Consider the following 20,752-nt stretch of genomic DNA (forward strand, 5'->3'; position numbering starts at 1 on the left):
GGAGTCCGCCGCCCGGCTCAGGCTTTTTTGCTTTTGGAAAGGAGCGTCGCCATGGATGCGCGCGTAGATTTGTCCAAATCGCCTATCCCCGAGGTTCTCGCGGCGCTCTCGACCGATCCGCACAAGGGTCTCGACGACAAGGCGGCGGCCGACCGGCTGTCGCATTATGGGCCGAATGCGCTGGAAGAGAAGAAGACCAGCGAGTGGGTTTTGTTCTTCCGCTTCTTCTGGGGCCCGATCCCCTGGATGATCGAGGCGGCCGCGATCATGGCGCTGGTCGTGCGCGACTGGGGCGATTTCACCATCATTCTCGCTTTGCTCGTTTTCAACGCCGTGCTCGGCTTCTTCGAGGAGCATCAGGCGTCGAACGCGCTTCAGGCGCTCAAGAACGCGCTGGCGCTGAAAGCCAAGGTGTTGCGCGACGGCGCCTGGAGCGAGATCGACGCCAAGAACATCGTGCCGGGCGACATTGTCCGCGTTCGGCTGGGCGACGTCGTGCCCGCCGACGCGCGCATCGTGTCGGGCGACTATCTCAGCGTCGATCAGGCGGCGCTCACAGGCGAGTCTCTCCCCGTCTCGAAGAAGCCGGGCGACATTCTCTATTCCGGCTCCATCGCCAAGCAGGGCGAGATTCAGGCGGTCGTCACCGAGACCGGCGCGCGCACCTTCTTCGGTCGCACGGCGTCGCTGGTGCAAAGCGCCGGCGCGACCTCGCATTTCCAGGCCGCCGTCATGCGCATCGGCGACTTCCTGATCGCCGCCGCTGGCGTTCTCGCCGTGATCCTCATCGCGGTACAATTGTCGCGCGGCGCGGATGTGCTGCGGCTCGCGGAATTCGTGCTGATCCTGCTCGTGGCCTCTGTTCCCGTCGCCATGCCGGCGGTGCTCTCCGTCACCATGGCGCTCGGCGCGAAACTGTTGGCGCGCGAAAAAGCCATCGTCTCGCGCCTGGAGTCGATCGAGGAAATGGCGGGGATGGAAATTCTCTGCTCCGACAAGACCGGAACGCTCACGCAGAACAAATTGACCCTCGGCGAGGTCAGCCCCTGGAAGGGCGCCGATCCCAAGGAGGCGCTGCTCGTCGCCTCTCTCGCCTCCAAGGCGGAGGATCGCGATCCGATCGATCTCGCCGTGCTCGCGGGCCTGCACGACGACGCGTCGCTCAAGACCTATACGCAGACGGCCTATCAGCCTTTCGATCCGGTGACCAAGCGCACAGAGGCGACGGTGAAGGGGCCGGACGGCGCCGTTTTCCATGCCGCCAAGGGCGCGCCGCAGGTCATTGTGGCGCTGGCCAAACTCGAAGGCGCCGATCTCGACGCGGCGAACAAGGCCGTCAATGATTATGCCGCGAAGGGCTTCCGCACGCTCGGCGTCGCGCGCACGGACGCGAGCGGCGCCTGGCGCTTCCTCGGCTTCATCCCGCTCTATGATCCGCCGCGCGCCGACTCCAAGGAAACGATCGCCAGGGCGGAAGGCTATGGCGTTCGCGTCAAGATGGTCACGGGCGACGATGTCGCCATCGCCCAGCAGATCGCCGGCGATCTCGGTCTCGGCACAGGCATTCAGCCCGCGACGGATCTCTTCAAGGGCGGAGTGGCCAAGGGCGACATTCCGGCCGACATCGCCCAGCGCATCGAGGCGGCGGATGGTTTCGCCCGCGTCTTTCCCGAGCATAAATATGCGATCGTGAAGGCGCTGCAGGAGCGCGGCCACATCGTCGGCATGACCGGCGACGGCGTCAATGACGCGCCGGCGCTCAAACAGGCCGACATCGGCGTCGCAGTTTCGGGCGCGACCGATGCGGCCCGCGCCGCCGCCGCGCTCATACTCACCGCGCCCGGCCTCTCCACCATCATCCGCGGTATTGAGGAAGCGCGGCGCATCTTCGAGCGCATGATGAGCTATACGCTCTATCGCATCGCCATGACGCTCGACATCATGGTGTTCATCGTGCTGGCGACCATCGTCTACGGCTTCTTCCCGCTGACGCCGGTGATGATCATCATGCTGGCGCTGCTCGACGACATACCGATCATGACCATCGCCTTCGACCGGGCGAAGGTGCCGAGCCGGCCGGTGCGCTGGCAGATGGACCGCGTGCTCGTCGTGTCTTCGGTGCTCGGCGCCCTCGCCGTCATCCAGAGCTTCGGGCTTCTCGTCCTCGGCCAGAATGTGCTGCATCTCGACTCGCGTCATCTGCAGACGATCCTGTTCCTGCAGCTCGTCGTCGGCGGCCATCTGATGCTGTTCGTGACGCGCACCAAGGGGCCGTTCTGGACGCCGCCCTTCCCGGGGACGGCGCTGTTTTGGGCCATCGTCGCCACGCAGATCGTCGCGGCGCTTCTCTGCGCCTATGGCGTGCTCGTCCCCGCGCTGCCGTGGGAGCTCATCGGCCTCGTCTGGGCCTACAACCTCGTCTGGATGTTCGTTCAGGACCTCGCCAAGCTCGCGATCTATCACGAGCTCGACGCGCGCGCCGCCAAAGCGACGCCGTTCCTGTCGCGGCTGACCGAGCGCCTGGGCCCGACCGTGCGCAACGCCGCGGCGGCGTCACCGGCCGCGCCTGCGATGGCGCCGGTCCGCCACGTCGCGGACCATGTAGCGACCGTGCTCGGTCTCGCCGCCGTCGCGGCGCTCCTTTGGGGCAGCCATCTGGCGACGGAGAGCGCCGCTCCGGCTGTCGCGCGCGAGGCGCGCCCTGCCGCTGTTGCGGAGGCGCCCGTCGCCGGCCCCGCCATCGTCGAGGCGCCGGCCGGCGAAGCGACGGCGACGCCCGCCGCGCCCGTCGCGGAGCGTCCCGAGGACAAGACGGCCGCCACTCCGGCTCCGGCGCCGACCGCCGTCGCGAAGGTCGCCGCGCGACTGGGGGCCCTGCCGACGGAGGCGCGCGCCAACGCCAAATGGCGTCAGCTGCAAAAGCGTGCGCCGGCCGTGATCGGCGCGCATCGGCCGACGATCTCCAAAAAAGAGAAAAACGGCCAGACCGCCTGGTTCCTCGAAATCGTCGATTTCAAGGATAAGGTCGAGGCCGCCGAATTCTGTGAGGCGATCAGGGCCAAAGGCGCGGAGTGCGCGCTCGCCGTCGACGAATGAGAATTAAAGGTGCGAGCGCGGGGACAGCCGCGCTCGTCCCTTTTGACTGGCCCCTCTCAAACTGGAGAAAAGGAAAACGACTCGTCGCTCACCTTGAGCGCATTCCTCCTTCACACCCCTTATTTTGTGTGACGGTCTACATACAGAAAATGGTCGCGAGCCCCAAAGATGAGCGCTCTAGCAAGACGAAACTCGCCTCCCGAGGAGAGAAGCTCTGTGGAAGCCCGGGACGAAGGATGCGCATCTTTTCGCTATCGTTTTGGCAGGTTTCTGACCGAGCATCTTTTCGATTGCTTGCAAGTGTTCGGCGATCTCGAGGAAATGCTCGTCATGGAGGTTGTCATCCTTCATTTTCAGTCGGGCTCCGCCGAGCCGGTTCCGGCGCATGATGAACAGGTTGCTCCTCTTACGGCGTCTCGTATCGCCAAAAAAACAGGGATTCCCCGACAAACGGTGCGACGGAAGCTTTTATCGCTGGAGCGCCGAGGCTGGGTGACCCAGACCGATAATGCGGCTTGGCGGCTCGCGATGAGACGAGGCAAGTTCGCCTTTAGCTCTGATCTTGCTCGGTTTGAGAAACGCGGTTTCGAGCGCGCGATGAAACTGATGTCCTCAAGTCGCACGTGAAGCTTCTGGCTACCCCCCAGCCGCTCTCTAAACTACGACCTTGATGCCATAGGTCAGGAGCGCGCCCATGACGCCGCTGAAGACCAGCGACACACCCATGGCCGAGACAAAGAAGCCGACGATGCGGGTGACGGCGTCGATCCCGGTGCGCCCAAGCCGATTTACCAGCCGGCTTGCGAAAGCCAGACAAAGGAACGTAACGAAGACAGCTAGACCGGCGGCCCCGAGTATTGCGGCATAGGCCGCGAGCTCGCTTGGCGCTTTCTCGATTGTCGCCATCATGCCGAGCACCGTCGCGATAACGCCAGGGCCAAACATCAAAGGGATGGCCAATGGCATGAAGGCGATGTTGGCGTCGGCCCCGACGTCGAGAAAGGCGCTTTGACCTGATCGCGACGGCGTAAAGAGCTCGAAGCCAATGCGAGTCAGGACGATGCCGCCGGCGATGCGCACCATATGGAGCGAGACGCCGAAGATCTTCAATACGAAAGCGCCGAAGAAGAGGAAGAAAAGAATTAGCAATATCGTATAGAGCGAAGCGCGAACGGCGATCGCGTAACGCGAGGGATTGTCCTTGTCGTGTGTGAGAGAGAGGAAGATCGGCAGAACTTCCAACGGATTGATGACTGCCAGCAGCGTCGTAAAAGCGCTGAAGAAGATCGGCAAAAGCTCATAGGCTGTCGACACGCAGAAGTCTCCGCAGTGAGGGTGTTTACTTAGCCAGCGCGGTGACTGTCGCCAGACTTAAGGGAAGCGTTATCAAGAAATGGACCGCTCTGTAAGTCCCGTTTCTAGCAGATCTTTCATCGCACTGCGCAATCCGTGAAGCTGGTCGAGAAGATGCAGGATGACGCCGACGCCGGGATCATTCACGCCCATGTCTTTCTGTAGCTCCAGGATTAGCCGGGCGCGCGCAAGATCCATCTCATTGTAATCTGGCTCGCCTGAGCTCTGGTTCGGCGCAAGCCACGCCTCGGCGACCCACGCGTTCAACGTCACGCGATCGAGCGCGATGGTTTGCAGAAATTCCTGCTCTTTCACGGGTCTCACTCCATGTCCCGGCGCGGGTTATAGGGCGTTGAAGGTTTCCAGCTCGAAAGAAAGGCGTCCAGTTCCGGATCGGGGTGCGTTGGCATCATGACTTTGAGCTTAACAAGTTCGTCGCCGCGCCGGTCTCCGCGCGCCACGCCCTTACCTTTCAGGCGCAGGATCATGCCGGCATTCGATCCTTTGGGAATTTTCAACAGCACGTCCCCACTGGGCGTCGGCGCTTTCACCTCTGCTCCCAGTGCGGCCTCGACGATAGTGACAGGCAAGTCGAGGCGGATGTCGTCGCCTTCTCTGGAGAAAAATGGGTGGGGTCGAACCGAAATTTCGATCAACGCATCGCCCGCTTCGCCTTCCCCCGGCGACGGTCCGCCTTTGCCGCGCAGTCGCAGAATCTGTCCGTCATCGATTCCCGCAGGAATTGCGACATGCAATGCGCCGCCGTGTGGAAGGACGATCTCCTTTTGGGCGCCATTGACCGCGTCCAGAAAATCGATCTCGAGCCGATAGTGAAGATCGACGCCGCGCGCGCGGCGCGCTTCCTGCGCCCGCCGTCTCAGGAGCTCGGCGAAAATCTCGTTATCGGCAAAATCTGCATATGCGGCCTGCGACTCATAAGGATGGCCAGAGGCGTCGGCGTAATCCCGGTAATATCGATGTTGCGGCCGCTCGGCGCCAGTCGTGTCGATTTCGCCCGCGTCGTAGCGACGACGCTTCTCGGAGTCAGAAAGAAAATCGTTGGCGCTCGAGACTTCTTTAAATTTCTCTTCCGCCTGCTTATCGCCGGGATTGAGATCGGGATGCAGCTTCTTGGCGAGGCGCAGATAGGCTTTCTTAATTTCCTCAGGCGAAGCGGTTCTTTGAACGCCGAGCGTCTCGTAGGGATCTTTCATAGCCGGCAAGGATAAACGCCGCCTGCGCGCGGTCAATGTCGTCGGCGCTCAATCTGAGCGGATGAGCCGCTTTAGAGGGGGCGAGCGCGCTCGCGGTTGCTCGCCGCTAATCACCATTCGTCGCGGATAACCTCGCATTCCACTCCTTTGGCGCGGAGGGCCTCGCAGAGTTCGGGCGCTTCAACCTGGTTCCCGAAATCGACAATCTCGAGGAACCAAGCCGCCTGTCCGTCCTTCTCTTTTTTGGCGATCACCGGCCGATGGCCGGCGATCACACTGGGCGCGCGCTTTTGGGGCTGCCGCCATTTTGCTTTGGCGGGGCCTGCGTGGGGAGCGCGGTCAATCCGACCGATGCCTGTGCGACAGTGGGCGCTGGGGAAGGCGTCGTGGGCGCGGGCGCGGGAGCGGCCTTTTCCTCGGCACGCTCCGCGGTGGCGGGCGCGACGGGGGTTTGCGGCGCCGGGGCTTCGGCGCTGGCGCCGGGAGGGCCGCCGACGCTATTCTCGATGTGCTCTTCGCGCACGGCCGCGGGCTGTCCCGCGCTCTCGGGAGCCGCGCCGCCGATCGTGACCATATGGCCCTCCGAGAGGGAATCAATGATGGGGCCATATGAGACTTCGATGGCGACCATTAAGGCCTGGGCCTGGTGGAAAAATCAACCGTTTCGTCGAAAGCGAGTCGCTTCACCGCATCCAGCGCCCATTGAATCAACCAGTCCTCATGAGAGCCCTTTGGCGCTCATTGTTCCGATCCGGACGCGATGACACGCACGGCGACAGATTTGAAGGAGGGGATGCCCGATTTCGGATCGTGATGGGACAGAGCAAAAAGCGCTTGGCATTCAGGAAAATAGGCTCCGGCGGAGCCCGTCGGCAGATCATAGGGAATGACGGTCAGGCCCTGAACCACGCGGCTGAAGCCGTCGGCCTCCGGCCCGTCGTCAACGGCGGCGACGTCGACTGGGTCGCCGGGCTCGAGACCTCGCGCCGACATGTCCGCTGCGTTCATGAACAAGATATCGCGCCGCCCGTAGACGCCGCGATAGCGGTCATCCAGACCGTAGACCGTGGTGTTGTATTGATCGTGACTGCGCATCGAGCCGAGGGTCAGTATGTCTGAACCCGACGCGACAGGGTCTTCGTCGAGGCCCGGAGAAGGGATGAACTGGGCTTTTCCATCAGGGGTGTGGAAAATCCCTTCGGACGCCGGGACCGGCAGACGGAAGCCGCCGGGCTTTTCGATGCGCGCGTTGTAATCGCCGAACTCAGGGAAAACGGACGCGATCTTGTTTCGCAGCAGGCTGTAGTCCGCCACCATGCCGTCCCAGTCGATTTTATGGCTCGCGCCGAGAGCCGCCTTTGCCATCCCGGCGATGATCCAGGGTTCCGACCGAACTGTCTCCGTTGCGGGCGGCCGCCAGCCTTTGGACGCATGCACCATCGCCATCGAATCCTCGACGGTGATCTTTTGCGGCCCGGACGCTTGAACGTCCAGCTCCGTGCGGCCAATGACCGGCAGAATGAAGGATTGCCTGGCCGTCAGCAGATGTGTTCGGTTCAATTTGGTGGCCAGGGAGACGACGAGGTCCAGCTTCCGCATCGCGGGAAAAAGCCGGCCACGGTCCGGCATGGCGACCGCGAAATTGCCGCCGAGGCAAATGAGCGCCTTGCAATCCCCGCCTATGATCGACGCCGCGGCGTCAATCGCGCGATGGCCGGGCCGGGCGCGCGGACGAAAGCCGAAAGCGCGCTCGATTCCGTCGAGCAAAGCGGCGGGCGGCCGGTCGTTGATGCCGACCGAGCGGTTTCCCTGGACGTTGGAGTGCCCGCGCAAAGGGCATATTCCAGCGCCCGGCCGGCCCATATTGCCCCGCATCAAAAGCAGGTTGACGATCTGTTGCACATTGGCCGCGCCATTCCTGTGCTGACAGATCCCCATGCCATAGGTCGCAATCACGCGGTTCGACGCAATGTAGATGTCGGCGGCCTTCTCGATCGCCTCTCGGGAAAGCCCCGATCTGACGACGATATCCTCCCACTGCGTCGTCTCTATGTCGGCGCGGAGCGCTTCGAAATTCGAGGTTTTTTGCGTGATGAAGTCGCGATCGACCACGTCCCGCTCGAGGACGCGCTTCATCATGCCCTTGATGAGCGCGACGTCCCCCCCGATTTTCACCTGCAGGAAACAGGAGGCGATCGGCGTCGATGTGAAGGTCGCCATCTCCAGCGGGCTCTGCGGCGCCATGAAACGCTCCAGCGCGCGCTCACGGAAGGGATTCACGGCGACAATGGCCGCGCCTCGTCGTGAGGCGTTGCGCAGGGTCGTCATCATTCTCGGGTGGTTGGTGCCGGGATTATGACCAAAACTGAAGATCGCGTCACACTGCTCGAAATCCTCGAGAGTGACCGTGCCCTTGCCAACCCCGATCGACTCGGTGAGCCCTACGCTGGTCGGCTCGTGGCAGAGATTTGAGCATTCGGGGAAATTATTCGTCCCGAAGGCGCGGCCGAAGAGCTGGAAAAGGAAGGAGGCCTCGTTCGAGGCCCGGCCGGATGTGTAGAACTCGACCCGGTCGGGATCGGGGATATTGCGCAGGGCGGCGCCGATGCGCGCGAACGCCTCCTCCCAGGAGATCGGGAGATAGCGGTCGCTTGCGGCGTCATAGGCCATGGGTTCGCTCAGGCGGCCCAGGTCCTCGAGTTCGTAATCCGAGCGCTGAAGAAGTTCTTCCACGGTATGAGCGGCCATGAACGCCCGGGTGACGCGTTTCGGGGTGGCCTCCCAGCTCACCGCTTTTGCGCCATTCTCGCAGAATTCGAAGGTCGAGGTGTGCACGGGATCTGGCCAGGCGCAGCCCGGACAATCGAAGCCAGGTGGCAAACTCAGCAGCCGGCGAGCGAAGTGCTCATCGCTTGGCCGGACGAGCAGACACAAAGCAATTTGTTCTCCATCTCCATTCCGAAACTCGGGAGCTTTATCGCGTCCGGCGGAAACCGGGATGCGCGCGAGACCGGCTTGGACTCTATCCCTCGGCAGGACTGGCCGCCTGTCGTCCTTCCCTTCCTCAGCTTCCGGGTAAAGGTCGGGGCTGGACTGCTTGCTCATGCTCGCGATCGCATGGATCGGGGTGCTGCTCGAATTCAGCGGGCGGCTGGAAAGGGCCCGCTGGTTTTTGCGCGCCACGTTCCTTTCGTTCCCGCTGGGATTCATCGCCGTGATCTGCGGCTGGGTCACCGCAGAAGTCGGCCGCCAGCCATGGGTCGTCTACGCCGTCGTTTATTCCTTCGGCTTCATCTACATTATTCGGTTGCTGTGCAGCGGGGCAGACGCTCCGCTTACTGTTTCTGATGCGTCCCTGCCGGTTTTGGAAAGGCAGCCCTCATGACTGCAGAGCCCTCTGCGCTCGCCCTTTTCTGGGTGGGCGTCATTTTCCTTTCCCTCCTCGTCTATGTCGTTCTCGACGGCTTCGACCTCGGCGTGGGCATCCTGTTCGCAACGACCCGGGATCGCAAATTGCGATCCGAAATGATGGGCGCGATCGAGCCCTTCTGGGACGGGAACGAGAAGTGGCTCGTCGTCGTCGGGGCGTCGCTCTTCGCGGCGTTTCCTGCCGTTTACGCCGTGTTTTTGGGAGCCTTCTACATCCCCGTTCTGCTCCTGCTGTTCGGTCTGATCTTCCGCGGGGTCGCCTTCGCGTTCCGGGGCCGCGCCGGATCTGAGTGGCTGTGGGATTGGGGCTTTGGAATCGGCTCCATAGTTGTCGCCTTCGTACAGGGGGCCGCCGTCGGCGCCATCCTCGGCGGCGTCCGCGTGGAAAATCACCAATATGTGGGCGGCCCCTTCGAGTGGCTGCGGCCATTGCCAATCGTTTGCGGCGTGGGCCTCGTTTTCGGTTATGCGCTTTTGGGCGCCTGCTGGTTGATCCTGAAATCGGATGCGGACCTTCGAGACTGGGCCTACCGCCGGATCGACTGGCTCGCCGGCGTAACTGCCGCGCTGCTCACGACGGCGGGCGTGGGCGCGCTGATGGAACTGACGGCGACCCATGCGCCGGGCGCCGATCGCCCCTGGGCGCTCATCTTCCCCATCCTTGCAGCCGCCGCCTTGCTCGGCGTCGTGATCGCCGCCCGGACGCGGCGCGATGAGCTTCCCTTCCTGATGGCGGCGCTGTTCATCGTCGCCGCCTTTCTCACCTTGCCGTCGATCCTGTGGCCGTATCTCATCCCCTATGAGCTGACGGTGGCGGACGCAGCGTCGCCTGACTCTTCCTTGTCCTTTTTCTTTTGGGGCGCGGGGCTTGTGGCGCTGCCAGTTGTCGCCGCCTATACGATACTCGTCTATTGGACTTTTCGCGGAAAGCAGAAGCCGGCTTCCGCGGGTTATTCGGCATCGTCGGTGCGCCCGGCGGGCCTTGGGCAGTATGCGCCCGCGGACCACAACAGCGCTGTCGGTTCTCTGGTCGGAGAAGGCGCGATGGCCGTTTCGCTGGCGGAAAAATCGCCGGCGGCGCTTTGGGACGCCTGGGAAGCGCGGGCAAAGTGGGAATGGACGGTCGCGATCGGCGTCATTCTCGTCATCCTCGGATTTGTCGCTCTGGGCAGTATTGTCGCCGCTACGGTGGCCGGTCTGTGGATCGTCGCCGTCGCGATGGTCGTCGGCGGCGTCGCCGAGATCGCGCACGGATTCGCCATGCGGCGCTGGGCGAAGTTCTTCTTCTGGACCGTGATTGGCTGTCTTTACGTCATCGCCGGCGAGTGAGTGTTAAGGGCGGGCGCGCTGCCGAAGGGAACGCGCTCGTCTCGCTTCAGTCGGAAAGTTTCGCTGAGATGAGCGTCTCGGTCAGTGACGGGGCGCAGAGCAGCTCTATCCTCGTCGATTATAAGTCACTTGCAGCCGACCACTCGGTTTCCGCTTCGACTCCATTACTTTCAGCAACAGCGATTAATTTTGGCTCCTCATGGGATGTCCGGTCCATTATGGCATCGAGACGACCTGACTTACTTTTCTAATAAACCTTAAAATCCGATTAATGCTCCGCGTGTCGAGCTCAGCAAGCTCGTAACGGGCGACCGATTCTAAATTATTTAGTGCGAGTTCCCACCCCCCCACCCTCGCTCCGATGGACCCAACCCCTTTCCTCAAGTGATTGAATCTTCCTGCGGACGGTTTGCCGAGGTATTCCCGTGCACTCGGAAATACGGGAGGCGTTTGTAGGGGCGTTTTCGAAACCAATTTCGTCCGCCCGCAGAAAGGCTTGCGCTATAACGGCCAGGACCAGCATTTCCTGCAGGTCGCCATTGAAAACTCTGGAAACGTCGGACAGGTGTTCAACAAAAAACTGAACGAAATGATACTGAAGGCGCCTGTACTGCTCGCGCGGAAGGTCGCTGGCTTGGACCAGCGGCGCTTCTTGGCGAGGGCTATCGCACTCTGACTCACTCCGCAGCTGCGTCTTCCCGGCCCACATTTCTCGCTCCAGCTTAAGCGCTGCAATCACGGCAATGACCGTTTTGAGCATGTGCTATCGTTGACGACAAAGCAACGTTTTCATATGCGCGCCAAACGATCTGGCGCGGGTGTCAGGAGCCATCTTGGCTTGAGAATATTCGATTTCGAATCGGAAAAGCCATCAAACGTGAGAATATCGGCAAATAATATTCTCACGTTTGATGGCTTCTCACATCGCTTGAGCTACAAAAGTGGGCTGCGTCGTCTGTCGCCGTTCGCCAATTCTGCAAAAAGGTTGGAACAACGAATTCTCAAATTAGCTGGCTTCGGGAAGCCTATGAACGGCGGCGGCAAAGTGTACCGGTCCTGCTAGGCCCGACTCGATGTCTTCGACTGGCATGGAGAGGCCGAATTGATGTTCACAGTGGAACTCTATGTGAGCGGTTCTGGGTCGAAATCTTTAGGATCGAACACGCTTCCGAGTTGCTCACAGATTTCGGCGTGGCGCTCGTGCGCTTTGTCGCCGATTGCCTCCAATATTTCTGCGTAGCCCCAAGGGCCACCGACATCTTCGAGAGGACATCGTCCACTCGCCTCGATCAACCGCGGATAGAGCGCGCCGGGCTCGGGATCGACGAGGCGCTCAAGTTTGATTGTGTGTTTCCATACATCGACGAAGTCGTAGAGACTCATACCCTCGACGCTATGGCGGCGGCGCGAAGATCTCGAGGCTTTCCTGATCGTTCGGAGTTTTGAGCAAGGACAATCAGGCGCGCCACTCCAGAAGTAATCGTGTTGCGCTTGCCGCAGGGTTCATCGCGATTTAGCCCTGATCTGAAAATGCGTCATCCTTCGCGCGCTGTCTCCTCCATCACGTCAAAACGGATCGGGCGAGCGGGCGGACTGCGGAGGATGCGGTGCTGCCGTTGCACCCAGAGCACCGGCCGCCCCTCCATGTCGCGGGCGAGCTGCCAGCGCCGTTCAAGTTCGATGCCGCCGGAAGCCATCGACGCCGCCGTGATCCTGTGCAGCTTCAGAGACGTCGCGGTGACCTTGAGCACATCGGCTTCGGGCCGCGGTAAAGGGCGCGGCAGTTGCAGCGAATAGTCGGCGAGGCCGCCTAATACATAGGCCGGGCCGCCCAATGCGTCCCAATCGAGCGAATAAGGGTGCCAGTGCGTTTCGACGCCCGATCCCGGCAGATAATTGTATTCCCGTTGTCCTTGTAGGTTGGTGACCGGCGCAGGCGGCGGGTAGAGCGGATGCGCAGCGTCGGCGGCAGGCTGGACCCGAACGACCTCGCGCGAATCGACGATCCGCTCCAGCGCCCAGAGCACATTGCTGTGTTCGTCCGTTGCGAATTGCACGCGCTCGATGGGCCCGCTTTCGATCGGCGATTCGGCAACCGGCCAGAGCACGAGCGACGCCTCCGCAAGACCGTCGCATTTGAAGATCGAGAAGTCCTTCGGCGGCAACAGGCCTGGATAGCGTGACGCATCGCCGTCCATATCTTTGCTCGAATAATTCCTGCCGAATGCGTCCGTCACCGTGACCGAGCGTATAGTTACGACGTGTCCCGCCTTGGCGGTCACCGGGAACAGGAACCAGTCGTCGCCATGCGAATAGATCAGGTCGACGAGCAGCATGGTCGCGAAGTGGGCGGTGTCAGGCGGATAGCCGCCGATGTCGACATTGGCGTCCTCGATCTCCCAAAAGCGGCTGTGCGGCGCGCCAGGATATTCGAGCGGCGCGGGAATGGCGGGGTCGAACGGCGCCGGCGCGGGGTCGGGCAGCGGAGCGTCGGTGGCGGCGTCGGCTGAATACCAATCCATCGGGCCACCGCGGTGATCAACGACGTCGAGCGGTCGCTCGGCGGTTTCGAAGCGCATGTTGTAGTTTAGCCTGGTCGAGCTCCAGGCCGAAGGCGAGTCGGCCGGCGGCCTATCGGCGCCGAACGCCGCATCGGGAATGTGGAGGCGTGTGCGCGCGCGCCAGATCGCCCGACCGTCGAGCCGCCCGGTAAACGCCTCGTAGGGTGGAGGCGGATTGGCGAGGCGGAGCGCGGCGACGCCCGCGACGGCGGCATTGTCCTTGAATATGTCGCCTGCGCGAATCCGCCGACCGATGGTCCACCAGTCGTCGAGTTCCGATTCCACCAGCGCTTCCGCCGGCACGACCGTGGGATCGAACGCCGGGTCGCCGTTCACGGCGTCGATTGGGGTTCGGGTGACGTCGCACTCGATCCTGACCGGCGAAGAGGCGTTTTCGCCCTGATGCTCCCCCATCTGCCATTGCCGCGCGAGCAACCACAGCGGATCGTGCACACGCGCGGCAAAGCCGTTCTGCAGGTCTTGGTCGCCAGGCCGCGATTCAAGCCGATAATATCGGTCAATGCGACGTTTCATGTCCTGTCACCGCCAATAATAGGAACCACTGTCGAGACGGACGCGTAGTGGGCTCGCCCCGTCGAGCCACATGCTCGGCACTAATGGATGCCCGAGCACATCCTCCGGCCGGGTTGCGCGGGCGCGCAGCAACTGCCGCGTCTCGATGAGGATATTGAGCACCGTCTCGCTGTCGAGCGGTCGGTCGGATTGTGGCGGCACGGCAAGCAGGATTGCCTGCGGCGGGCGCGCCGCAGGCGCGTTGAAGCCGATTGCGGCATATGTGCTCCGCTCCGCCATCGGCACGGCCTCGGTGAACTGGTCGACCAGCGTCACGGCGACGTCTGCGCCCTGCCAGGTCTCGTTGGTTCCAAAGGCGACGACGAAACGATCCAGGCTGAGCTCATGCAGCTTGCCCGCCTTCCGCGCCGCGACGTTTGCGGCGACGTCGGCTTCTCGCCAGTGCTGAGGCGAGTTCGCCCAGGCGGTGAGAGGCGGTAGGCTGCCAAGGATGCCGGCTTCTAGCTGGATCGCTTCGATCCGGGCGAGGACGGGTCGCACGGCTGCGAGGATCGTAAGCCAGTCGGTCTCCAGAGTGGCGTCTGCGGCGCCGGTCGCAAGCCCCGTCACTGCGCGCAGGTTTGCCGCCGTCCATCTGGCAGTCACCGCAAGCCTGCCGCCGGGGTAAACCAGGTCGGAGATGGCGCGGACCAGCGTGGCCGCGGACGCGGAGGCGTCGACTTCGACTGCATGCCTCTTTTCGAGACCCTCCCGGGCGCTCGCGACGAGCTGGGTCAAATCATCCGCCTCGGGCGCCGCGCCGCCGAACAACAGGTCACACAGGAGATTGCGCGGTTTCGTCGGCGCGGCGCCGAAGACGCCCCAGACGAGCGCCCGACGCAGCCAAGCGAGGCGGCCGGGATCGTCGAGACCGGGGGCGTCCGTTTCGTCGATGAACGTCTCGAGAACGGCGCGGATCGCGTCGAGCCGACCACTCAGCTCGGCGCGAATATTCTGCTCGTTTTGCAAGATAGTCTCGTTGGACACGTCTGGAGCCCGCGCGATGTCGGCGACAAGCGGAGGCGTTCCGCCCAGGACTCCGGCGAGTTGCCGGATAAGGCGATGCGAGACGGCGCCGGCAACCGTGGCGTTGGGGCGATGCGCAGCGCTGCGCACCACCTCGGCCATCACGTCCTCGGAAATGAACACCGTCTCGAGTGGCGTAAGGCCAAGGTCGGAGAGGGTGACGTCCTGCGGCTGGCCTGCGTCGCCCGGCCCGGGGCTGACGGTCCAGACCCAGCCGTCGACGTCGGCGAAGCGGCTGCCCAGAAAGGCTGCGAGCGAGGCGTCTGCGAGTTCGATCGGCAGCCCGGCGGCGGGCGAGGGGCGATGCGGCAGAACCGTCAGGACGCTGGTCGCGAGGCGATAGCCTGATGGCGGCGTACGAATGAAGTCGAAAGCAGGCGGGCGGGCGAAGCCGGCCGCTGCATCCATCGCATCGGCGGCAAGCTCGGCATGACCGCTGACCACCTGATGAACGCCCTCCGCGATCAGCAGGTCGCTGTATGCTTCGAGTGCGGTCCTGATGTTCCGCAACTGTGCCAGCTGGCGCTGTCGTTCGTCGGCGTCGTCACTGAGCACGTCGGCGATCTGCCCGGCGATGAGGCCCTCCAGCGCCTTCACCCCATGGCAGACGTCGCGGCGGTCCGGAGCGTCAGGACGGAGCGGCGTCACCCCGCGTAGCGTCTCGATCGGCTGCCGCGCCGCCACAACCCCTTCGACCATCCTGCCGACTACTTCGAATATGTGGAAACCCGACCGCAGGTCGTCGGCCATCGCCAATGCGATGCGGACACACGATGAGGAAAGATTCATCTGCCAAATGTTGCGCCCGTCGGCGGCAAGTTCGTCCTGCGCAGAGAGTTGTTTGTCGCGCAGGATGATGCTGGTGAGGGTCTGCGCATGCGAGGGGGCGTGAAGGCGTCCGGCCGCCGTCGGACCAGGCTTGCCGAGGAATGGCCCGTCAAGCCAGCCATAGGCGCCGAGGCGGTTGCGACCGCGTCCGCTGACCGCGTGCTGCCGGAGCCGCCGGTAGGCGATGCCGGTGGCGAGCGGATCGATCCGGTGGCCGGCGGCATCCAGCGTCGCTCGTAACGCTCGCTCCATTTCCGCTTCCTGCTCCGGTGGCAGGGTCAGCTGCATCACACCGTCGCCCGAATTCGGATTGAGAGGATCGCGGTCCTTGGCAAGGTGCTTGTCGAGCGTGGCGAAGAGCCGGAAGATGCTTTCCTGGTGGCCAAACATCAGCTCTTTGATCGGCTCGCCGCCATGGCCGCTTTGCGACGAGTCGCGGAAGCCGGTCTGGCGCGCTTCGATCAGCGTGAGGATCTCGATATCGTCCCACCTCACTGGATTGAGTAGCGGCTCGTTGCCCACAATCGACTGCATGAACCACGCTTTGGCAAGGAACATGGAATGCATCGCAAGCCTGATCAGCAGGCTGTGGGGGACCATGTTCCGCATCACCTTCCCGTAAAACACGTCGGCGAAGCGGTCGGCCTCGATCTCGTAGATCTGCTTGGCCATTTCCGTCAGAGTCAGGTCGAGCGGCAAGAGACGGCGCGAACCGATCAGCGGAAGGTTGAGTTGGCGCGCGTGACCCGAGGCGAGATAAACCCGCGGCTGCCCGTCTTCCAGCTCCAGGAGTTCCCGCGTCGGGCGCCACAGAGTCTCGGCCGCTTGCATGAAATCGAGCCTATCGATGCGGGGATAGGCGTGAGCGAGTTGGTCCGCGATCACGAATGAGCGGTAGACATAACGGTCGCTGACGCCTGGCTGCGCCAGCAACCGCAGCAACGCTCCTGTGTCGGCGCCCACCACCGTGCCGCGTCCTTCGGCCGCCGCCACCCAGACCGGGATAAGTTGGGAAAGCTCCCGGATGAGCTTTTCCTCAACCCGATCGAATTCGTCACCGTCCGACGCCTGCCATGCGCCAAGCGCGGTGGCCGGCAGCAGGCCATAGGGTTGTGCGCCGATGCGAATCGGCGGCAGCGGACCCTCGGGATGGAGCGCTTTCAGCGCCCAGCGCCAGAACTGGAACGCTTGGTCGCCTCGGTTCCAGATGTCGCGGAAATAGTGCCCCCAAAGCGCCGGCCACAGGCAGGCGACCATCAGGCGGCTGATGTCGAGATCATTCGATGCGCCACTAAGGTAGGGCAGCGCCTTCGCGTCGCCGCACAGCGCTTCGCCAATCTCGGCGACGCCGGCGCCTGACTCGCCGCTCAGGCGACGCACCACGATGGTTCGCCAGGCTTCGGCGTCCTTTGCGAGGTCGGCCGCAGGCGCGCCATGGATCGTGTTCGTCGGCGCGCCGAGCCGCACGAGCGCAAGGTCGCCGGCGTCGACATGGGCGCGGAAAAGCGCGTCGGGCGTTTCCTCGCCGATCCCGAAGACATAAAGCGCAGTGATGGTTTCGGGCGTGACGCCGTCGGGCAGGCGGATTTCCGCGCCCAAGCCGACATCTCGCGCGCGGGGCCAGGAGATAAGCCAGCTGTCTAGCGCGTCTCGGTCCTTGGGAACCCGCAAATCGTCGGTCGGCGGCGCTGGCTTCAGGACGCCGACCTCGAGTTGGCCTAGGTTCTTGTCGACGATGGTGATCGACAATAACTCGGGCAGACCGACGACGCGCTGCGGCGCCTGTGGGTCGCCGATGCTGTCGGCAGGGATGTTCGCGACGAAGGCCCCGGCCACGACATCTATGGGAAAAGCCGTCACCAGCCATGCGGCTCTTGTCGGCGTCACGCGGTTCGCCAGAGTTTCCCAAGCCACCGCGCCCTGCGGATTCAGCAGCCAGTCGACAGGATTGGCGGCGCCCGGGACGGGGTGGAGAGCGAACGAGCCCTGCCAGAATGCGGCGAGAAACTCTTTTTCCATCGGCGTGACAACGGAGCTGTGACGCAGGATGGAGGTCTCGTCCGGGGTGACGCGCACCAGCATCTTCCATGCGCCGTCGTGTTCCTCGAATAGCGTCTCAAGCCGCAGCGGCAGCAGCACGCCGATTTCCCGGAAGGGCCAGCTGCGAGTGCCCGCAGGCTGGCGCAGCCAGCGGCCGAGCGCGATGCCGACAAGCTGTTCCACGGCGTTCACATCCGCGCCTGTTGCGGCGATCTCGTCCAGGAAGCCGGCGCGTGGCGTGGCGCCGCCCCGCGGCAGCGCCTCGACGGCGGCGGCGGACGCATCCGTCAGAAGCGGGCGCTCGCCCATGGCCACCAGTGGAGGGTCGGCCGCAAGCGTGGCGACGAGATCCGCCGTCGTCCGCCACACCAAGTCCCTTGCAAGCGCTTCGCCGTTCTGGTCGCTGACCTCGAAGCGATCCGTCGCGAGATGCGCTCGTTCGCCCGCCAGCGTCGCTCGAAAAGCCTCGGCCTCACCAAGACGCAGTTTCAATGCGTCTACGTCGATCGGCGGATCCTCCTCGATCGCGGCGAGCGTTTCCCGAATATCCGCAATCTCGCTATCGAGTCGCGCGGCGACCGCGTCAATGCTCGCCAGACGATGGTCACGATGCTGGAAGGTCATCATGGTTGTAGCGCCTGCGCTTCGAGCTCAGCGCCGTCGATAGCGACGCGCGTGGGTTCGTCGATCGTCTCATTGGCGAACTGCGCGCTGGTGCTCCAGTCCATTCCCTTGTCGTTGCGGAAGCGCAGTTCGGAGGGCGGCTCGTCGAGCACCAGCCAGTATTCATCGAGCTTGCTCGGCGGAATGTCGAAGGCGAAGAAGACCAGATCCGGCTCCATCTGCCCGAAGAAGATCGGACCGAGATAGCGACGTTGCCACCGGCCGCCTGGTGGTTCGGCGAAGTCGGGCGTGGCTTTGAGCAACGTGTCGAGATCGTCTCCTGGCAACGGATGGACGAGGTAAACCAGCGTCGACGGATAGCGGCGGAAGAGGGCGGTGCGGAAGGCTATGACCAGATCCTGACGGCCGGTGGCGTCGCCCGCCTCCACATGCTGGTGCGAGAGGTCGCCGACATCGTCGGCGTCGGGCGCGCCGAACGGGCGCGCCGGCCAGTCGCCAATCGGCTTGATGTCCGGGTCGCGGCTGTCGGTCTCGTGGTTCACATAGCCCCAGAACATGCGGAGCGGCGTGCTGACCCGCGGCGCGGGCAGGTTGCGCCACCGCATCTCGCTCAGGAACTGGGTGTTGATGCCGACCATGAACGCATCAACGAAACTCGGGTTCGTCTGGAGCGAGACGATCGAATTGGGCGGGATGGTTGTTGCGCCGGGCAACAGCCATTCGCGTTCGTGCCGATTGAGCAGCGTCCATGTGGGAAAGTCGAGGCCGATCGGCGCCTCGGGCGGGGCCAAAGTCGTGATGTCCACGCCCGTGATAGTTGAGCCAACGCGCGACAGCGCCGGCGGCTGTGGCTGGGTCGGGTCGATAAGTATGTTGACGGCCTCGGCGAGTCTGCTGACGTCTATCGGACGCCTGCGGTCCGGTTCTTCCGGCCAGGGCAGCGCGCTTTCGAGGCCTTCACTCGACATTCCCTCCGGCAACGCGCCGCCGAGGCACTGCGCGAAGCCTTCCAGCATCATTTCGCGATCGAACACGACGCGGGCCGGTTCTCCCTCCAGTGGCAGGAAGTCGTCGAAGAAAGTAATGAGTTCGGAGCAGTCCCGGTCGAATGCGTCCTTGAGCGCTTCGTTGAAAGCCCGGACGTGTTCCAGATCCACCGGGCGCCCGGCAAATTTGCGCAGAATGTCTTCCAGCCGCCTGTCCATCTCCGGCAGGCCCAGCGCTTCTTCGAGTGGCCTTTCGCCAAAACCTTCGGCGACGCCGTCGACATGGGGCAGGCCTGCCGGGGTTTTTGCGATCCGTGCCGGCGCCCGGTTGGCGGCCTTCAGGAAAGCTGTACGGTCGATGCGCCCGCCGGCGAAGCGCGCGCGCGCCGTGCCGTTGCGCAGTAGGCGTTGCGCGGCGCTCGAGAAGAGGGCGCTGTCGAGCGTCGAGTCGGCAGATGTAACGCGATCGAGCACCGTGCCGCCGCCCTCGGCCAGCATCCGCCCCATCGCCGGGCCGCACACGCGCAATTGCAGCTCGGCCGATTCCGGCCTTCGTCGCCGCCACAAGCGCTTCGCCGCGTCGAGGCCGGCCGCCAGATGACTGACCCGCTGGGATACGTCCTGCAGAGCGCCCGCTTGTTTCACGGCGGCGTCCATAAGCGCTTCCTGCTCGACTACGCCCATCCATAGGCCAAGCCCCGCGACGCCGCGGTGGCGCGGATCGTCATTCATCGACTTGGCCCATTGGACGGCTGTCGTGTTCTCGCACCAGAGCCCGCCATAATCGGGTAATTGCATGATCTCGCGTAGCTCGGCGGATGGGTCGTCCCCGGGAGCCGTGTCCTTCAGCCGGTTGTTGAGAACATCGAGATCTTCGCGCGCGGCGCGGACCTCGTCCGGCTGGTCGGGGTGGCTGGCGAGCGAGGTGATCGCGCCGCCCAGCGTCAGGCTGACGTCCACATTGGCGACTGGTCGGCGATAATTGAGCGTAGCGACGCCGAGGCCGCTGGCGGAACGCAGTCTCAGCGCCGTTGCCAGCGTTTCGAAATCCCCTTCCTCACCGGCCTGAAAAGTCCAGCTGAAGAGCGCCGGCAGCACGTCGAAATTGCGTTGACCGTCGGAGCTCCACATCGGCTCCCCGGCAGCCGTGAACGCCGGAACGATGGCTGCAACATGGTCGCGTAGCGCAACGAGCCGCTGCGGCGACAGCAGGCGGGAAATCATGACGCCGTCTTCGTTCTGCACATGGGCCCAGCGATGCGAGTGATCGAGCCTGTGGGTCTTGAGGACATCCTCCGTCACCTTCGTAACGAAGCCGCCCCCGGTCTGAAGGTCGTCGTTCGTTCCGACGAGTAACACCATCCATGGCGCAAGGCCGCCTTGACCAGGAAGCGAAGGCTTTGGTGTGTAACGCCACGGCAGGTCGGGCTCGGTGAAGTCGACATGCACGAACTTCGTTGTCTCGGCGTCGGGCGTATTCGGCTTGGGCGCAAGATGGCGGATCGCCCCCGGCTTCAGCGCGACAACGTCGCTCGCGGCGGGAAAAAGCACACGCGCCTGGTTCTGCCGCGCCGGCGCAGCGTCGCCTATATTGTCGAGCACAAGCGTCAGCTGGCGGCCGAGCCGCCCCGCTTGCTCCTGCGATCTGGAGACGATGTCCGACCGTCGCCAGGAGAGGAACTTTATCGTCATC

13 protein-coding genes and 2 pseudogenes are annotated in these 20,752 nt (G+C 63.6%); 5 read left to right on the forward strand and 10 right to left on the reverse strand.

What is annotated here, in order from left to right; translation table 11 throughout:
• The first annotated feature begins 51 nt into the window (after nt 1–51).
• The gene (locus LG047_RS12150; RefSeq protein WP_227966929.1) at nt 52–3,096 is read left to right on the forward strand and encodes a plasma-membrane proton-efflux P-type ATPase; all 3,045 of its coding nucleotides are present in this window, start codon (nt 52–54) and stop codon (nt 3,094–3,096) included.
• 216 nt (nt 3,097–3,312) lie between these two features.
• Entirely contained in the window at nt 3,313–3,723 is a 411-nt protein-coding gene (locus tag LG047_RS12155) for a helix-turn-helix domain-containing protein (RefSeq protein ID WP_227966931.1), read from the forward strand.
• A 27-nt stretch (nt 3,724–3,750) separates the two neighbouring features.
• On the opposite strand, the gene LG047_RS12160 is transcribed toward LG047_RS12155, so the two are convergent.
• The 5 genes and pseudogenes from LG047_RS12160 to LG047_RS12180 all read right to left on the reverse strand — a co-directional run.
• A complete protein-coding gene (locus tag LG047_RS12160; protein ID WP_227966937.1) occupies nt 3,751–4,410 on the reverse strand; it encodes a MarC family protein in 660 nt (219 codons plus the stop codon).
• A gap of 72 nt (nt 4,411–4,482) precedes the next feature.
• Entirely contained in the window at nt 4,483–4,764 is a 282-nt protein-coding gene (locus LG047_RS12165) for a chaperone modulator CbpM (RefSeq protein WP_227966939.1), read from the reverse strand.
• 5 nt (nt 4,765–4,769) lie between these two features.
• Nucleotides 4,770–5,663: a DnaJ C-terminal domain-containing protein gene (locus tag LG047_RS12170; RefSeq protein WP_227968484.1), complete on the reverse strand. Its 894-nt coding sequence runs from the start codon at nt 5,661–5,663 to the stop codon at nt 4,770–4,772.
• 110 nt (nt 5,664–5,773) lie between these two features.
• On the reverse strand, nt 5,774–5,917 hold the full coding sequence (locus LG047_RS12175; protein ID WP_227966941.1) for a hypothetical protein: 144 nt from the start codon (nt 5,915–5,917) through the stop codon (nt 5,774–5,776).
• Nucleotides 5,918–6,401: 484 nt separating this feature from the next.
• Nucleotides 6,402–8,540, reverse strand: a pseudogene (locus tag LG047_RS12180) (FdhF/YdeP family oxidoreductase); the annotation flags it as partial.
• On the opposite strand from LG047_RS12180, the pseudogene LG047_RS19760 reads away from it, so the two are divergent.
• The 3 genes and pseudogenes from LG047_RS19760 to cydB all read left to right on the forward strand — a co-directional run.
• Nucleotides 8,493–8,696: pseudogene (locus LG047_RS19760) on the forward strand (cytochrome ubiquinol oxidase subunit I); the annotation flags it as partial. The pseudogenes LG047_RS12180 and LG047_RS19760 sit on opposite strands and share 48 nt — an antisense overlap.
• Before the next feature lie 70 nt (nt 8,697–8,766).
• A complete protein-coding gene (locus tag LG047_RS19585) occupies nt 8,767–9,048 on the forward strand; it encodes a cytochrome ubiquinol oxidase subunit I (protein ID WP_255679570.1) in 282 nt (93 codons plus the stop codon).
• On the forward strand, nt 9,045–10,421 hold the full coding sequence (gene cydB / locus LG047_RS12190; RefSeq protein WP_227966944.1) for a cytochrome d ubiquinol oxidase subunit II: 1,377 nt from the start codon (nt 9,045–9,047) through the stop codon (nt 10,419–10,421). Before LG047_RS19585 ends, cydB begins: the two co-directional genes overlap by 4 nt.
• Before the next feature lie 322 nt (nt 10,422–10,743).
• On the opposite strand, the gene LG047_RS19765 is transcribed toward cydB, so the two are convergent.
• From LG047_RS19765 to LG047_RS12215, 5 genes are all read right to left on the reverse strand, one after another.
• A complete protein-coding gene (locus LG047_RS19765) occupies nt 10,744–11,181 on the reverse strand; it encodes a helix-turn-helix domain-containing protein (protein ID WP_370635050.1) in 438 nt (145 codons plus the stop codon).
• Nucleotides 11,182–11,543: 362 nt separating this feature from the next.
• Nucleotides 11,544–11,804, reverse strand: coding sequence for a plasmid pRiA4b ORF-3 family protein (locus LG047_RS12200; RefSeq protein WP_227966947.1), 261 nt, complete (start codon nt 11,802–11,804; stop codon nt 11,544–11,546).
• Between the two features lie 152 nt (nt 11,805–11,956).
• The gene (locus tag LG047_RS12205) at nt 11,957–13,516 is read right to left on the reverse strand and encodes a hypothetical protein (RefSeq protein WP_227966949.1); all 1,560 of its coding nucleotides are present in this window, start codon (nt 13,514–13,516) and stop codon (nt 11,957–11,959) included.
• Nucleotides 13,517–13,522: 6 nt separating this feature from the next.
• Nucleotides 13,523–18,076, reverse strand: a complete 4,554-nt coding sequence (locus LG047_RS12210; RefSeq protein ID WP_227966951.1) for a hypothetical protein — start codon at nt 18,074–18,076, stop codon at nt 13,523–13,525.
• The gene (locus LG047_RS12215) at nt 18,073–20,751 is read right to left on the reverse strand and encodes a hypothetical protein (protein WP_227966953.1); all 2,679 of its coding nucleotides are present in this window, start codon (nt 20,749–20,751) and stop codon (nt 18,073–18,075) included. The genes LG047_RS12210 and LG047_RS12215 overlap by 4 nt, the downstream gene beginning before the upstream one ends.
• Nucleotide 20,752 lies beyond the last annotated feature (1 nt).

The sequence above is a fragment of the Methylocystis sp. WRRC1 genome (assembly GCF_020733155.1).
In the GTDB taxonomy this organism is placed as follows: domain Bacteria; phylum Pseudomonadota; class Alphaproteobacteria; order Rhizobiales; family Beijerinckiaceae; genus Methylocystis.